This is a genomic window from Acidovorax sp. Root275, from assembly GCF_001428965.1.
GTDB classification, from domain to species: Bacteria; Pseudomonadota; Gammaproteobacteria; order Burkholderiales; family Burkholderiaceae_C; genus Acidovorax; species Acidovorax radicis.
Window position 1 is genome coordinate 1,030,339 of the sequence record NZ_LMJH01000008.1, and the last position, 14,735, is coordinate 1,045,073.

At 68.6% G+C, this 14,735-nt stretch carries 13 protein-coding genes; 12 read left to right on the top strand and 1 reads right to left on the bottom strand.

The features are described from left to right. Window positions 1–27 precede the first annotated feature (27 nt). Entirely contained in the window at window positions 28–1,644 is a 1,617-nt protein-coding gene (ahpF, locus tag ASE52_RS14725; RefSeq protein WP_010464066.1) for an alkyl hydroperoxide reductase subunit F, read from the top strand. Between the two features lie 319 nt (window positions 1,645–1,963). On the opposite strand, the gene ASE52_RS14730 is transcribed toward ahpF, so the two are convergent. Next, on the bottom strand, window positions 1,964–2,911 hold the full coding sequence (locus ASE52_RS14730; protein WP_057227062.1) for a GlxA family transcriptional regulator: 948 nt from the start codon (window positions 2,909–2,911) through the stop codon (window positions 1,964–1,966). Window positions 2,912–3,018: 107 nt separating this feature from the next. Between ASE52_RS14730 and ASE52_RS14735 the strand changes: the two genes are divergently transcribed. The 11 genes from ASE52_RS14735 (at window position 3,019) to ASE52_RS14785 (ending at window position 14,705) form a co-directional block, all read left to right on the top strand. Next, window positions 3,019–3,819 (top strand): SDR family oxidoreductase, encoded by an 801-nt coding sequence (locus ASE52_RS14735; RefSeq protein WP_057227064.1) that lies wholly within the window; start codon window positions 3,019–3,021, stop codon window positions 3,817–3,819. Window positions 3,820–3,899: 80 nt separating this feature from the next. Continuing rightward, window positions 3,900–4,814: an alpha/beta hydrolase gene (locus ASE52_RS14740; RefSeq protein WP_057227066.1), complete on the top strand. Its 915-nt coding sequence runs from the start codon at window positions 3,900–3,902 to the stop codon at window positions 4,812–4,814. Window positions 4,815–4,875: 61 nt separating this feature from the next. Continuing rightward, window positions 4,876–6,060, top strand: a complete 1,185-nt coding sequence (locus ASE52_RS14745; protein ID WP_057227068.1) for an acetyl-CoA C-acetyltransferase — start codon at window positions 4,876–4,878, stop codon at window positions 6,058–6,060. Window positions 6,061–6,292: 232 nt separating this feature from the next. Continuing rightward, window positions 6,293–8,527 (top strand): TonB-dependent hemoglobin/transferrin/lactoferrin family receptor, encoded by a 2,235-nt coding sequence (locus ASE52_RS14750; RefSeq protein WP_029414103.1) that lies wholly within the window; start codon window positions 6,293–6,295, stop codon window positions 8,525–8,527. A 41-nt stretch (window positions 8,528–8,568) separates the two neighbouring features. Beyond that, window positions 8,569–8,916 carry a hypothetical protein gene (locus tag ASE52_RS14755; RefSeq protein WP_010464072.1) on the top strand — a complete coding sequence of 116 codons (348 nt, stop codon included), beginning with the start codon at window positions 8,569–8,571 and terminating at the stop codon, window positions 8,914–8,916. Then, window positions 8,913–10,049 (top strand): hemin-degrading factor, encoded by a 1,137-nt coding sequence (locus ASE52_RS14760; RefSeq protein WP_010464073.1) that lies wholly within the window; start codon window positions 8,913–8,915, stop codon window positions 10,047–10,049. Before ASE52_RS14755 ends, ASE52_RS14760 begins: the two co-directional genes overlap by 4 nt. Beyond that, entirely contained in the window at window positions 10,039–10,923 is an 885-nt protein-coding gene (locus ASE52_RS14765) for an ABC transporter substrate-binding protein (RefSeq protein WP_057227070.1), read from the top strand. The genes ASE52_RS14760 and ASE52_RS14765 overlap by 11 nt, the downstream gene beginning before the upstream one ends. After that, window positions 10,920–12,002: an iron ABC transporter permease gene (locus ASE52_RS14770; RefSeq protein ID WP_010464075.1), complete on the top strand. Its 1,083-nt coding sequence runs from the start codon at window positions 10,920–10,922 to the stop codon at window positions 12,000–12,002. Before ASE52_RS14765 ends, ASE52_RS14770 begins: the two co-directional genes overlap by 4 nt. Continuing rightward, the gene (locus tag ASE52_RS14775) at window positions 11,999–12,811 is read left to right on the top strand and encodes a heme ABC transporter ATP-binding protein (protein WP_010464076.1); all 813 of its coding nucleotides are present in this window, start codon (window positions 11,999–12,001) and stop codon (window positions 12,809–12,811) included. The genes ASE52_RS14770 and ASE52_RS14775 overlap by 4 nt, the downstream gene beginning before the upstream one ends. A gap of 112 nt (window positions 12,812–12,923) precedes the next feature. After that, window positions 12,924–13,304, top strand: a complete 381-nt coding sequence (locus tag ASE52_RS14780) for a hypothetical protein (protein WP_035198253.1) — start codon at window positions 12,924–12,926, stop codon at window positions 13,302–13,304. A 186-nt stretch (window positions 13,305–13,490) separates the two neighbouring features. Next, entirely contained in the window at window positions 13,491–14,705 is a 1,215-nt protein-coding gene (locus ASE52_RS14785) for a TolC family protein (protein ID WP_010464078.1), read from the top strand. Window positions 14,706–14,735 lie beyond the last annotated feature (30 nt).

A 14,735-nucleotide genomic window follows, 5' to 3' on the forward strand; every position in this document is an offset into this window, starting at 1 on the left:
ACAACTCCAAATTCAAAGGACACCACCATGCTCGACGAACAACTCAAGACCCAACTCGCCGCCTACCTGGAGCGCGTGCAGCAGCCGTTTGAGCTGGTGGCTTCCCTGGACGACAGCGAGACGGCGCGCGACATGCGCGAGCTGCTGACGACCATTCAATCGCTGCGCAGCGACAAGATCACCCTGCGCACCGATGGCAACGATGCGCGCAAGCCTTCGTTCAGCCTGCAGCGCGTCGGCGCTACCAACTCCTTGCGCTTTGCGGGCCTGCCTCTGGGCCACGAGTTCACCTCGCTGGTGCTGGCCCTGCTGTGGACCGGCGGCCACCCGCCCAAGGTCGAGCAGGACGTGATCGATTCGATCAAGGCGCTGGACGGAGACTTCAACTTCGAGGTCTACATGAGCCTGACCTGCCACAACTGCCCGGACGTGGTGCAGGCGCTGTCGCTCATGGCCATCGTCAACCCCCACATCAAGACCACTGTGATCGAAGGCGGCGCCTTCCAGCAGGAAGTGACCGACCGGGAAATCATGGCCGTGCCCATGGTGTTTTTGAACGGCCAGGTCTTCGGCTCGGGCCGCATGACCATCGAAGAAATCGTGGCCAAGCTCGATACCGGCGCCGCCGCCCGTGACGCGGCCAAGCTGTCGGCCAAGGCACCTTACGACGTGCTCATCGTCGGCGGTGGCCCCGCTGGCGCCGCAGCCGCCGTGTACGCTGCCCGCAAAGGCATCCGCACCGGCGTGGCGGCCGAGCGTTTTGGCGGCCAGGTCAACGACACGCTCGCCATCGAGAACTACATCTCCGTGCTCGAAACCGACGGACCCAAGTTCGCCGCAGCGCTCGAAGCCCACACCCGCGCCTACGACGTGGACATCATGAACCTGCAGCGCGCCGACCGGCTGATCCCAGCAGCCCAGCCCGGCGGCCTGATCGGGGTGCAACTGGCCAACGGCGCCACGCTGCAGTCCAAGACCGTCATCCTGTCCACCGGCGCGCGCTGGCGCAACGTCAACGTGCCCGGCGAAGCCGAGTACAAGAACAAGGGCGTGGCCTATTGCCCGCACTGCGATGGCCCGCTGTTCAAGGGCAAGCGCACGGCGGTGATCGGTGGCGGCAACTCGGGTGTCGAGGCCGCCATCGACCTGGCCGGCATCGTGGCCCATGTCACGCTGGTGGAGTTTGCCGACCAGCTCAAGGCCGACGCCGTGCTGGTCAACAAGCTGAAAAGCCTGCCCAACGTGACCATCCACACCAACGCGCAGACCACCGAGATCACCGGTGCTGACGGCAAGGTCAACGGCCTCAAGTACAAGGACCGCGCCACCAACGTGGAGCACCTCGTGCCGCTTGAAGGCGTGTTTGTGCAGATCGGGCTCGTGCCCAACACCGAATGGCTCAAGGGCACGGTGGAGCTGTCGAAGTTCGGCGAGGTCATCGTCGACTCGCACGGCCGCACCAACATCCCCGGCGTGTTCGCGGCGGGCGACTGCACCACCGTGCCGTTCAAGCAGATCGTGATCGCGGCGGGCGACGGATCGAAGGCCGCGCTGAGCGCGTTTGACCACCTGATCCGCATGCCCGTGGTGGCGGCTGCACCTGCGGGGGCTCCGGCCGCCGAGCCTGTGGCAGAAGTTGCCTAATTTTTAGGTGAAAATGGCCGCTATCGCCTGATGGTAAAGCGCTGGTAGCTATCAAAATAAGAGCGACTGGTTGTCTTGTGCAGCCGGTCGCTTTTGTTTGGACCGTAGGGCGCCACCGAGCTTGTGCTCTATTGCGATTTGCTCGACGGTTGAGATTCCGTTCTGGGCACTCCGCAGTCCTTCATTCGTGCGAGAAGCCGTCGCCCTTGGCCCGTGGCCAACGCGCGACCGCTTGAGGTGTCGCGCTTCCTAGAACGCACATGTCCAACGCCAATCCAGACGTCGCATGGCAAGACTTTCACCGTCATCTCGGCACGCTTCAGGACCCCGGGCGGGCGTCGCGCCGGAGTGACTGAGGCGGCTTGCCGAAGCCCCGCATGAACGCCTCGCGAAGATGGCGCCGATCGCGAAAGCCCGTTTCGCGTGCAACCACCTCCAGCGGATGGCGGCTGCGCTCGATCATCAAGCGCGCTGCCTCCACGCGCAGACGCTCTACCGCCCTGGCTGGCGACTGGCCGGTCTCGGCCGTGAACACACGGCTGAACTGGCGCGGGCTGAGGTTTGCGGCCGCAGCGAGTTCTTCCACGTTCAGCGACTGCGCCAGATGGCTGCGGGCATGCTCCAGCGCCCGCGCGATGCGGTCCGAGCGTGGTGCGAGATTCAGTATCTCCGAATGCTGGGACTGGCCGCCCGAGCGGCGCTGGTGCATGACCAGCCGGTGCGCCACCGCTCGCGCCACGTCGTCGCCCAGGTCCTTCTCGACGAGGCCCAGCGCAAGATCCAGCTCCGCCGTCATGCCGGCCGAGGTCCAGATCGGGTCATCGGCGATGAAGATGCGGTCCGGCTCGACCTGGATATCAGGATGGCGCTGCTGCAGTGCGTCTGCATAAGCCCAGTGTGTCGTGGCGCGTCGCCCTGTTAGCAAGCCCGCCTCGGCCAGCACGAAGGCTCCAGTGCACAGCCCCACGGTCCGACGCGCCCGAGCGCTGCACTTTCGCAGCGCATGCAGGAGGTCGGACGGCGAGGGCGTGGCCAACGGGTCGAGCACGCCGACCACCATCCAGGTGTCGGCCGTGCTGCGTGCGGTGAAGGGACGCGTCTGCAGGGCCATGCCCAGCGATGCCTTCACGCTGCCGCCGGGCATCGAGTGACAAGCCAGCTCGTAGAAGGGTTCGCCCGCCACAACGTTGGCGAACTCGAACACCGCCTGCGTGGCCAGCGCCATCACCTGAAAGCCGGCCGGCAGGACGTAGCCGATTTTGTGCATTTTTTCCTCCGAAGCTGATGGCATAAAACGTGACTATAAGCGTCATTTACGCCAGACACCAGACGGCACAAAATTCGCTCCATCGCAACCACAAACGGATTACCACCATGACGCAGACGAACCTGGGCACCGCCCTCATCACCGGAGCCTCCTCCGGCATCGGGGCCCTCTACGCCGACCGCCTGGCGCAGCGCGGCTACGACCTCATCCTCGTTGCCCGCAACCGCGAGCGTTTGAACCCGTTGGCCGCGGAGATCAGCAGCCGCCACGGACGCGCAGTGGAGGTCTTCCCCGCCGACCTGAACGATCCGGTGGCGCTGCGCAGCGTGGAGGACAAGCTCAAGCGCGATGCCAGCATCACCCTGCTGGTCAACAACGCCGGCATGGGCACGCACACATCGCTGCTGGAGAGCGACGTGGACCAGATGGCGCGCATGATCGACCTCAACATCACGGCGCTCACCCGGCTGAGCTACGCGGCGGTGCCCGGCTTCGTGGCACGCGGCAACGGTGCGTTGATCAACATCGCCTCTGTCGCGGCCGTCTCGCCAGAAGCCTTGAATGGCGTGTATGGCGGCAGCAAGGCTTTCGTGTTGGCCTTCAGCCAATCGCTGCAGCACGAACTGGCCGGCAAGGGTGTGCGGGTGCAAGCCGTGCTGCCGGGTGCGACGGCCACCGAGTTCTGGGCACGCGGCGGCCTTCCGGTGGAGCACCTGCCGGCGCAGATCGTGATGCGTGCCGAAGACCTGGTGGATGCCGCCTTGCAGGGCTTCGAGCGCGGCGAGTCGGTGACGCTTCCTGCGCTGCATGACGGTGCCCTCTGGGATGCCTTTGAGGGCGCGCGCAAGTCGATGGCGCCCCACCTGTCAAGCAACGAAGTGGCGCCGCGCTACCAGCCCTTGCGCTGAGTGAAGGCGCATTGATTGCGCCAGTAAGTATCCATCCATGGCCCCTGGGCCACGTCCCCCCAAATTCAAGGAAACCCACCGTGCCAACAACCCGCAATGATCCACTGTCCGACATCAAGATCCCCGGGACCGAGGAACACTTTCTCGATCCGCTCAGCTCAAAGAAGGGAGGCCTGGGGCGATTGCGCTATCTCTCGGGCGGAAAGGGGCCAGCGTTGGTCCTGCTGCACACCGTGCGTACCCAGGCCGAGCACTTCCGTCACCTCATCCCGCTGGTCCAGGAGCGGTACACGGTATACGCCCTCGATCTGCCTGGAATGGGCTACTCGCAGATCGTGCCGGGCGCCTCCTATGAGGAGCCGGCCATGCGCGAGGCGGTCAAGAGCCTCATCACCCGACTCGACTTGCGCGACGTCACGCTGCTTGGCGAATCGATGGGCGCCACGCTCGCCCTCACCACCGCGGCCGATCTGCCCGAGAGAGTGCGGCGGGTCGTGGCGATCAATGCCTATGACTACGCGGGCGGCATCAAGCGGTCCAGCCTGCTGGCCCGGTTCGTCGTGACCGGCGCGCTTGCGCCGGGTATCGGCGAGACCATCGCGAGCGTCCAACCCAAGCCGATCGTGGGAGCCGTGCTCCGTGGAGGTCTCGGCGACACGGCCGCCCTACGCGATGACTACCTTGATGAACTGTTGAAGGTCGGAAGTCGGCCCGGCTATCCTGTCGTCGCCCGCGCGGTGTACGGCAACCTGCCCAGCCTCATCGCGGCCCGCGCCCGCTACCCCGAGGTCAGCGCACCCGTTCACCTCATCTACGGAGAGACGGATTGGTCCAGACCCTCGGACCGGCAAGCCAACAAGCAGCTCCTCCCAGCGGCCGAGTTTGTCCAGGTGCCTGGCGCCGGCCACTTCATCGTCCTCGAGCGGCCGGACGTGGCTGCCAAGGTGTTGAACGACGCGATGCGAATCGCGAGCGTTCCGAAAGCCGCGGCCTGATGCCGCTCGACGCGAATCCCTTCTGATCTTCGATCAACCTGCAACAACCTGAGGAGCTCTTATGCCTACCCCTGACATCGTTCTCTGCTCGCCGGTCCGAACACCCATCGGAAGCTATGGCGGCTCGCTCAAGGAAACGTCCGCGTCCGCACTGGGTGCCGCGGTGATTCGCGAGGCGATTCATCGCTCCGGTCTGGCCGCGGAAGCGGTCGACACCGTGGTGATGGGACACGTGATACAGGCCGGCGCGCGGATGAATCCGGCACGACAAGCTGCCATCGGCGGCGGACTGCCTGTGCAGGTGCCCGCCCTGACGGTGAATCGGGTGTGCGGATCGGGTGCACAAGCGATCGCAACGGCGGCACTCGAGATCGCGGCGGGTTATGCCTCGGCTGCGGTTGCCGGCGGCATGGAGAACATGGACCAGGCCCCCTATCTGGTGCCCGGCGCGCGCTGGGGACAACGCATGGGAGACGCCCCGATGCTGGACAGCATGCTGCGGGATGGTCTCCATGATGCGTTCAGCGGTCAACACTCAGGCTGGCATACCGAGGATCTCGTCGCTCGGTACGGCATCACGCGCGAGGACCAGGATCGCTGGGCCGCGCGTTCACAGCAACGGTTCAGTGCGGCTCAGGCTGCCGGCAAGTTCGCGGAAGAGATCGTCGCCATCGAACTCTCCAGCCGCAAGGGACCGGTGAGCTTCTCCAGGGACGAAGCCCATCGGCCCGACACCACGGTCGAATCTCTGGCCAAGCTCAAGCCAGCGTTTCGAAAGGACGGCACGATCACTGCCGGCAACGCGCCAGGGCTTAATAGCGGCGCAGCGGCGATGATCGTTGCGGAGCGAGGTTTTGCGGAGAAACACGGGCTGAAGCCATGGGCGCGCCTGGTCTCGCACGGTGTCGCGGCGGTTGAGCCGGGCATGTTCGGTATCGGGCCGGTGCCAGCGGTCAAACTGGCTCTGGAGCGCGCCGGCTGGAAGCATACAGACATCCAACGCATCGAGATCAACGAGGCATTCGCTGCGATCACGCTGGCCTGCCTGCGTGAGCTGGACCTGCCGGAAGACATCGTCAACGTCGAGGGCGGCGCCATCGCCCACGGCCACGCCATCGGCGCAACGGGCGCCGTGCTGACCACGCGCTTGCTGCATTCGATGCGACGCGACGGCTTGAAGCGGGGCATCGTGACCCTGTGCATCGGCGGCGGTCAGGGCATCGCGCTGGCGCTCGAAATGCTCTGATGGAAAGATTGGCAATAGGCCTGTACTACCTGGGCCCTTGCAAATTAGTTACGTATTGAGAACTATTCTCATATAATTGACCGCATCAGCCAGCCACAACGGCCCTTTCTTCTGCCCGCAGAAGCCAGGGCCGTCTGCATGGAGCCAGCTCTGTATTCGTTGTCGTTTCAGAGAAGGATCTCCGTCCGTGGCGCAGCCATTCCATTCCCCTCCGTTTTCCTCCCGGCGCGCCCTGGCGCAGCCATCCAATCCTTCGCCGCAAAGCCACCTGCGGCCTTTGGCCTGGCTGGTGGCCTGTGCATGCGCTGCCATCGGCAGCGCGCATGCGCAGGATGTGGCGCAGCTCGTGGCCGCCGGCCCGGCGCTCAAGGAGGTCGTCATCAGCGGCTCGCGCAGCGAGCAGGACCGCGACGAGTTGCCCATGAGCATCGACGTGATCAACGCCCAGGCCATCGAAGAAGGCCAGGTGCGCGACATCCGCGATGTGGCGCGCGAGCTGCCCAACGTGTCCGTCACCCGCTCGCCCGCGCGCTTCACGCTGGCCAGCGGCTCCACGGGGCGCGAGCAGAACGCCGGCTTCAACATCCGCGGCCTGGACGGCAACCGCGTGCTGATGATGGTGGACGGCATCCGCCTGCCGCGCAGCTACGTCTTCAGCGCCAATGCGTTCGGGCGCGACTACCTGGACATCGGCCTGCTGCAGCGCATCGAGGTCGTGCGCGGCGCCACGTCGGCGCTGTACGGCTCCGACGGCATGGCGGGCCTGGTCAACTTCATCACGGCGGACCCATCGGCATTTCTGGACGGCGACAAGCGCATCGGTGGCCGGGTCAGCCTGGGCTACGACGGCGACGACCACGGCAAGCGCGTGGGGGCCACGCTGGCAGGCAAGGCGGGCGACACGGTGCAGTGGCTGCTGGGCGGCAACGTCACGCGTGCCAGCGAGCTCGACAACATGGGCACCAACAGCGCGGCCAATGCCGACCGCACCCGCCCCAATCCGCAAAAGGACAAGAGCGGCGCGCTGCTGGGCAAGGTCATCCTCACGCCCGGCGGCGGCCAGCGCCATGTGTTCACGCTGGAGCATGTGGACAAGACCTCCGACTACGAGCTGCTGACCGCGCGCTCCAAGCCGCCGCTGGTCGCCACGTCCGTGCTGGCCTCCACCTCGTTCACCGACATGCAGCGCAGCCGCGCGACATGGGAGGGCTCGTGGCGCGTGAACTCGGCGTTGGCCGACGACGTGAAGGCGACGCTGAGCTTTCAGGATTCCCACTCGCGCGAGTACGTCACCGAAGACCGCAACACCGCTGCCGACCGCGTGCGCGACGTGACCTACGACGAGCGCACCTGGCAGGCCAACCTGCAGGGCAGCAAGGTGCTGCGCTCGGGCCCGGGCGGCCTGGTGCAGAAGATCACCTACGGTTTTGACTACACGTCCGCCAAGGTCGATAACCTGCAGACCGGCGTGACCCCGCCCGTGGGCGAGACCTTCCCGCTCAAGCGCTTTCCGGACACCACCGAGACCAGCGCCGCCCTGTACGTGCAGGACGAGTTCGTGACCGGCCCCTGGAGCATCACGCCCGGCGTGCGCTTCGACACCTTCCGCATCAAGGCCGACCAGGCGGGCTTCGGCGCGCAGGCCGTGTCCCTGTCGGGCAACGCCACCTCGCCCAAGCTCGGTGTGCTGTACCGCGCCAGCGAGCAGTGGAGCGTATTCGGCAACTACGCGGCGGGCTTCCGGGCGCCCAACGCGGGGCAGGTGAATGCCTTCTTCGAGAACCCGGTCAGCAACTACCGCACGGTGCCCAACGCCAACCTCAAGCCCGAAAAGAGCCAGAACTTCGAGCTGGGCGTGCGCGGCCGGCTGGACGCACTGTCGGTCGAAGCTGCAGCGTTCACGGGCCGCTACAAGGACTTCATCGAAGACCTGCGCCAGGTGGGTGGCACCGGTGCGCCGGGCAACCCGCTGGTGTTCCAGTCGGTCAACATCGGCCGCGTCAAGCTCAACGGCTTCGAGGTCAAGGGCGACATGCGCTGGGGCCAGTGGGCCGGTGGGCAATGGACATCGCCGTTCAGCTACGGCCAGACGCGCGGCCGTGACACCGCCACCGGCAGGCCGGTGAACACGGTGGACCCATCGCGCCTGTCGGCCGGCCTGCGCTACGACACCGGCAGCTGGATGGCGCGCCTGGATGCCACCCACGCTGCCGCCAAGAAGCCCAGCGACGTGGCTTTGGCCACGGGCAGCACGCAGTACCTCACGCCGTCGTACACGGTGCTCGACCTGTCGGGCCAGTGGCGCATCCGCAAGGACCTGCGCCTGAACCTCGGCATCTACAACCTGACCGACAAGAAGCACTGGCGCTGGGCCGACGTGCGCGGCCTGGCCGCCAACGCCAACTTCATCGACGCCTACAGCCAGCCCGGCCGCTCCGTGCGGGTGTCGCTGGTGGCCGATTTCTGAGTTCCGCTTTCATCCCCAGGCACCCACCCCAGGAGACCACCATGAGCCACGCTCCCGACCGGCCCGATGCCGGCAGCCACACCGATGAGGAATACAGCCTGCCCTGCGCCGAGGCGCTGCTGGCCGGCACGCTCGCCCTGATGACGGGCTACGTGCAGGCCTGTTGCGACAGCCACCGCGACGCCATGGGCCGCAAGATATCGGCCAACCTGCAGCTGCTGGCCGACGCCGACGGCTTCACCGCCCACTTCCGCACGGTGGTCTGGAGCCTGCAAGGCCGTTGGGAAGAGCAGTGCAAGGCCCGCCAGGACACCGCTGCCAGCGCCGCCATGGTGGCTGCCGAGCAGCGCCGCGTGCTGTGGCACACCGCGCCGGAGGCCATGCAATGATCGCCGCCGTGACGACCACGCAAGGCGTTGGGGCAGCCGCTGCGCCGATTGCTGCGCCGGACATTCGCACGCAGTTTGCTGCCGCACGCGCAGCGGGTAAACGCGCCAAGGACGCGGCTGAGAGCCTGGGGCTGTCGGAAGGCGCCGCAGTGGCAGCCCACGCGGGTGAGCACGCGCACCCGCTCAAAGCCGTGCCGCTGCAGGGCTCGTGGTTGCACCTTCTGCAGGCGCTCGAGGCCTGCGGCCCGCTGATGGCGCTGACGCGCAACGAAGGCACGGTGCACGAGAAGACCGGCGTGTACGCGCATGTGTCGGCTACCGGACCAGTGGGCATCGCGTTGGGTGAAGACATCGACCTGCGCCTTTTCTTTGCACAGTGGCACGCGGGCTTTGCGGTGACCGAGCTGGCCAACGACCCCGCCAAGCCGCCATCGCGCAGCCTGCAGTTCTACAACGCGCAGGGCCGTGCGGTGCACAAGATTTTTACGCGCGACGCGACCGACCTGGACGCGTTCGACGCGGTGGTGAGCCGCTTCGCGCAGCCGAGTGCGGGCTACGTGTTCGGCACAGCGCCAACGCCTGCGGCCGTGCTGCCTGACGCAGACATCGACGCCGACGGCCTGCGCGCGGCCTGGGCCGCTATGAAGGACACGCACGAGTTCTTCGGCATCACCAAGAAGTTCGGCGTGGAGCGCCAGCAGAGCTTTCGGCTGGTCGAAGGCCAGTTCGCCTGGCGTGCCATGCCCCAGGCCGTGCCGCGCCTGCTGGACGAGGCCGCGGTGGACGGCCTGCCCATCATGGTGTTCGTGGGCAGCGGCGGCTGCATCCAGATCCACACCGGGCCGGTGCGAAACATCCAGCCGCTCGATACGCCGAACGCGCAGTGGATCAACGTGCTGGACGCGGGCTTCAACCTGCACCTGCGCACCGACATGGTGGCCAGCGTGTGGGTGGTTGAAAAACCCACGGCCGATGGCGTCGTCACCTCGGTCGAGGCGTTCGACCATGCGGGCGAGCTGATGGCCATGTTCTTCGGTGCGCGCAAGCCCGGCAAGCCCGAGCTGCAAGGCTGGCGCGACCTGGTGGCGCGGCTGCCGCAGGCGCAGCAGGACGAGGTGGCGCATGCTGCGTGATGGCCTGACCGACAGCGAGCGCAGGCAGTTGCTGCGCGGCATGGGCGCGCTGCCACTGCTGTCTGCCCTGGGCGCCGAGCGCGCACTGGCAGCCGGCCCGGCGCGCATCGTGTCGCTGGGCGGCGCGCTGACCGAGGTGGTCTACCTGCTGGGCGCACAGGGCCAGCTGGTGGGCACCGACACCACCAGCCTGTTCCCCGAAGCCGCACTCAAGACCTCCAAGGTCGGCTACATGCGCCAGCTGTCGGCCGAGGGGCTGTTGTCCCTCAAGCCCGATGCGGTGGTGGGTACCACCGAGGCCGGGCCACCCGTGGTGCTGGACCAGGTGCGCAGCGCCGGTGTGCGGGTGGAACTGGTCAAGGCCGACCACACGTGGGACGAAGTGCAGCGCAAGGTCGCGACCGTGGGCCGCGTGGCAGGCCGCGAACGCGAGGCCACGGCCCTGCAGGCGGACCTGGATGCGCAGTGGGCAGCGGTGCAAAAGCTGGTGGCCGCATCCACGCGCCGCCCGCGCGCCATCTTCATCCTGTCGCACGGCGGCAGCCCCATGGTGGCGGGCACCGGCACGGCGGCCGATGCGCTGATCCGATTTGCGGGCGCGACCAACGCCATCACGCAGTTCGCAGGCTACCGGCCGCTGACGGCCGAAGCCATGGCCAGCGCCGCGCCGGAGGTGCTGCTCAACAGCACGCAGGGCATCGAAGCGCTGGGTGGTGATGCAGCCTTCTGGCAGCGGCCTGAACTGGCGCTTACACCCGCGTTCCGCCGCAAGGCGCTGGTGGCCATGGAGGCCAGCCACCTGCTGGGCTTTGGCCCGCGCCTGCCCGGGGCCGTGCGCGAGCTGCACACCCGCACGCAGGCGATCACGGCGTGAGCGGCGTGGCCGTGGCGCAGTCGGTTGCGCGCTGGTCTTTGCGGCGCCTGTCGCCGCGCGCAGCGCTGCTGTGGGGCGTTGCGCTGGTGGGCCTCGCGTTCGTTTGGGCCAGCACGCAAGGCGCGTACGCCATTGCGCCAGCCCAGCTGTGGCAGGTGTTGCTGCAGGCCGTGGGCGCGGCGCCGTCGGCCGAGCAGGCGCCCGAATATCTGGTGTTCATCAACATCCGGCTGCCCCGGTTGTTGATGGGCGTGGCCGCTGGGGCAGGCCTGGGGCTGGCCGGCGCGCTGATGCAGGGCCTGTTCCGCAACCCGCTGGCCGACCCGGGCCTGATCGGCGTGAGCAGCGGGGCCGCGCTGGCCGCTGCGCTCACCATCGTGCTGGGCAGCCACTGGCTGCCCGACCTGCCGCGCACGCTGGGCAGCTGGACGCTGGTGGGCATGGCGTTTGGCGGCGGCGTGCTGGTCACCGCACTCATCTACGGGCTGGCTCAGGCCGATGGCGGCACGCGCATGGGGCTGATGCTGCTGGCCGGTGTGGCCGTCAATGCACTGGCGCTGGCGGGGCTGGGCTACCTGAATTTCATCTCCACCGACGAACAGCTGCGCAACATCCAGATGTGGCTGCTGGGCAGCCTGGGCGGTGCGCGCTGGAGCGCCGTGGCGCTGGTGGGCTCCATCGTCGCCGTCGCTTGCGGGCTGGGCCTGGCGCTCGCTCGCCCGCTCAATGCGATTGCCCTGGGTGAGGCGCAGGCCGCGTTGCTGGGCGTGCCGGTGGAGCGCACCAAGCGCCTGGCGGTGCTGGTCACCGCGCTGGCGGTGGGCGCGGTGACGGCCGCTACCGGCATCATCGGTTTCATCGGCCTGGTGGCGCCGCACTGGGTGCGCCTGGTGGCCGGGCCCGACCACCGCGTGGTGCTGCCGGGCTCGGCCCTGCTGGGCGCGGCGCTGGTGCTGGCGGCCGACGTGGTGGCGCGCACCGTCGTCAAGCCGGCGGAGCTGCCGTTGGGGGTGCTCACCGCCTTCATCGGTGTGCCGCTGTTCCTGGCCATGCTGCGCCAGTTCAGGAGAAAGGTATGAACGCGGCCTCGCTCCATGCCGGCGATCCGCTGGTGTGCGATCAGTTGGGGGTGGGCCTGTCGGGCCGCCCATTGCTGGCCACCGTGCATGCACGCCTGGCCCCGGGGCGTTTCACCGCGATCCTGGGGCCCAACGGGGCGGGCAAGTCCACGCTGCTGTCCATGCTCTCGGGCCAGCGCGCGCCGCGCTCGGGGGCGGTGAGCCTGGGGGGCCGGGCGCTCTCGGTCATTGCCGCGCTGGAACTGGCGCGCCTGCGCGCCGTGCTGCCGCAAGAGACTGCGGTGGCCTTCGACTTCACGGTGCAGGAGGTCGTGGAGATGGGGCGCTTTCCGCATCGCCAGTCGCCCAGCCAGCACGAGGCGCGCATCGCCCGCGATGCGATGGAGGCCACCGGTGTGGCCCACCTGGCGCAGCGCGGCGTCAACACCCTGTCGGGCGGCGAGCGGGCCCGCGCCCACCTGGCCCGTGCCCTGGCGCAGATCTGGGAGCCCCGGCCCGACGGCGCTACGCGCTGGCTGCTGCTGGACGAGCCCACCGCCGCCCTCGACCTGGCCCACCAGCACCAGGCCATGGCCCTGGCGCGCCGCTGGGCGGTGGAGCAGGGCATTGGCGTGGTGGCGGTGCTGCACGACCTGAACCTGGCGCTGCGCTACGCGCACGATGTGGTGCTGATGGGGGCAGGGCGCTGCGACGTGGGGCCCGTGGGGCAAACGCTGGACGCTGCCGCCATCGCGCGCGTATGGGGCGTGCAATGCTCCGAGGTGTGCGCCAACGACGGCACGCCGCAGTTCCTGGTGGCGGCTGGATGAAGCGCAGATGACGATTCGGTCATCTGCCGGAGCCTTGCCCTTGGGCGCATGGGGATATGCGCAGTGGCGCATGCTGCGCCGCGCCATCTTGTCACTAGAATGCGCGCACACCATGCGCCGCCTGCTTCTCGTCTTCCTGCTGCTGTTCATGCCGCTCCAGTCCATCTGGGCCGCGGCATCGCCGTACTGCGGGCACGAGGCAGCGCCGCAGGCATCGCACTTCGGCCACCACGTGCACGAGCACCAGGCCGATGGTGCGCATGCGGCGCCTTCCCTGGCGAGCGAGACACCGGACCACATGGGCCTCGCCACCTCCGGCACGGCGGACATGGACTGCCATGCCTGCCACGGCGTGGGCAGCGGCATGGCCTTGAGCGCGAGCGCCCAGGCCATCGTGGTCTCGGTGAGCCGTCCTGCGCCCCAAATGGCTCCGGCCTGGGTGCATCCCCCGCTTTCCCGCCCCGAACGCCCCAACTGGTCCGTCCTCGCCTGAGCGGCGAGGCGGGCTGCGGGTAGCCCCTTCCTGACGATTCCACGCTGCCCTGGCGGGCAGCAGCGGTGCGCGCGTGCATGCGTGCCGGGTGTCGTGCCTTGCCGATTTCAACCCCGTGGCCTCCGGCCACTGCAGAGGAATCGGATGCAACGAAAGAGAAGAACCAAGCACACACCGCGGCTGCGCATGGCCGCTATAGCCCTGGCATGGGCGCTGGCCGGCAGTGCCGCGCTGGCCCAGTCGCCGCCGCCGCCGCTCACGCTCAAAGCCTTGTTCGACAGGGCCTGGGAGCGCCAGCCCGAGGCGCAGTCGGCCGCCCTGCGACGCGAGTCCGCACAGGCTGCACGCAGCGGTGCCGACACCTGGACGGCCGAGCCCGCCGCGCTGGAACTGTCGCGCAAGAGCGACCGCCCCGGCAGCAACCAGGGCAGCCGCGAGTACGAGGTGGGCGTGGCCCTGCCGCTGTGGCTGCCCGGCGAGCGAGCGCGCAAGGCCGCACTGGGCGACGCCGAGATCAAGGCCGTGGAAAGCCGCCGCCTGGCCGCGCAGCTGCAGCTTGCCGCCACTGTGCGCGAAGCCTGGTGGGCCTTGCAGCGCGCGCAGGCAGAACTGGGCCTGGCGCAGGACCGGCTGCAGAACGCACAGCGCCTGGCGGCCGATGTGGCACGCCGCTTCAAGGCGGGCGACATGTCCCGTGCCGACCAGACCCAGGCCGACGGCGCCGTGGCCCAGGCCGAGGCCGCTGTGGCCGAAGCCATGGGCGCGCGCGATGTGGCGCAGGCAGCCCTGGCGGCCTGGGGCGGCAACGTGGTGCTGGCCGACGGCGCAGACCCCGAGGCCGAAGCCCTGCCAGCGCCCGGCCTGCCCGCCGACCACCCGGCGGTGGCCGACTGGCAGGACCAGGCCGCAGTGGCGCGCCGCGCCGCCGACCTGGCCGCCGTGCAGACGCGCGCCAACCCCGAGCTGACGGTGGCCGCCACGCGCGGGCGCGAGCAGGCCGGCGACCGCTATCTGCAAAGCTTCACCGTCGGCGTGCGCGTGCCCCTGGGCGGTGGCGACCGTGCGCGCGCCAAAGAGACAGCGGCCCGAGCCGACGCACTCGATGCCGAGGTGCGCGCCCGCGCCGAGCAGGACCGCCTCGCGGCCGACGTGGCCGCCGCTGCGGCGCGTGTGAAGGCTACCCAGGCCCAGCGCGAGGCCATGGCCCGCCATGCAGCCCTGGCGCGCGACACGCGCGACTTCATCGACAAGGCCTTCCGCCTGGGCGAGGCAGACTGGCCCACGCGCCTGCGCGTGGAGCTCGAAGCCGTGCAGGCCGAGCGCCAGTGGGCACGCGCCCGCATCGATGCCGCCGCCGCCGTCTCCACCCTGCGCCAGGCCCTGGGCCTGTTGCCGCAGTGAGCGCAAAGCCTCCATTCACCCCCCCCCCCC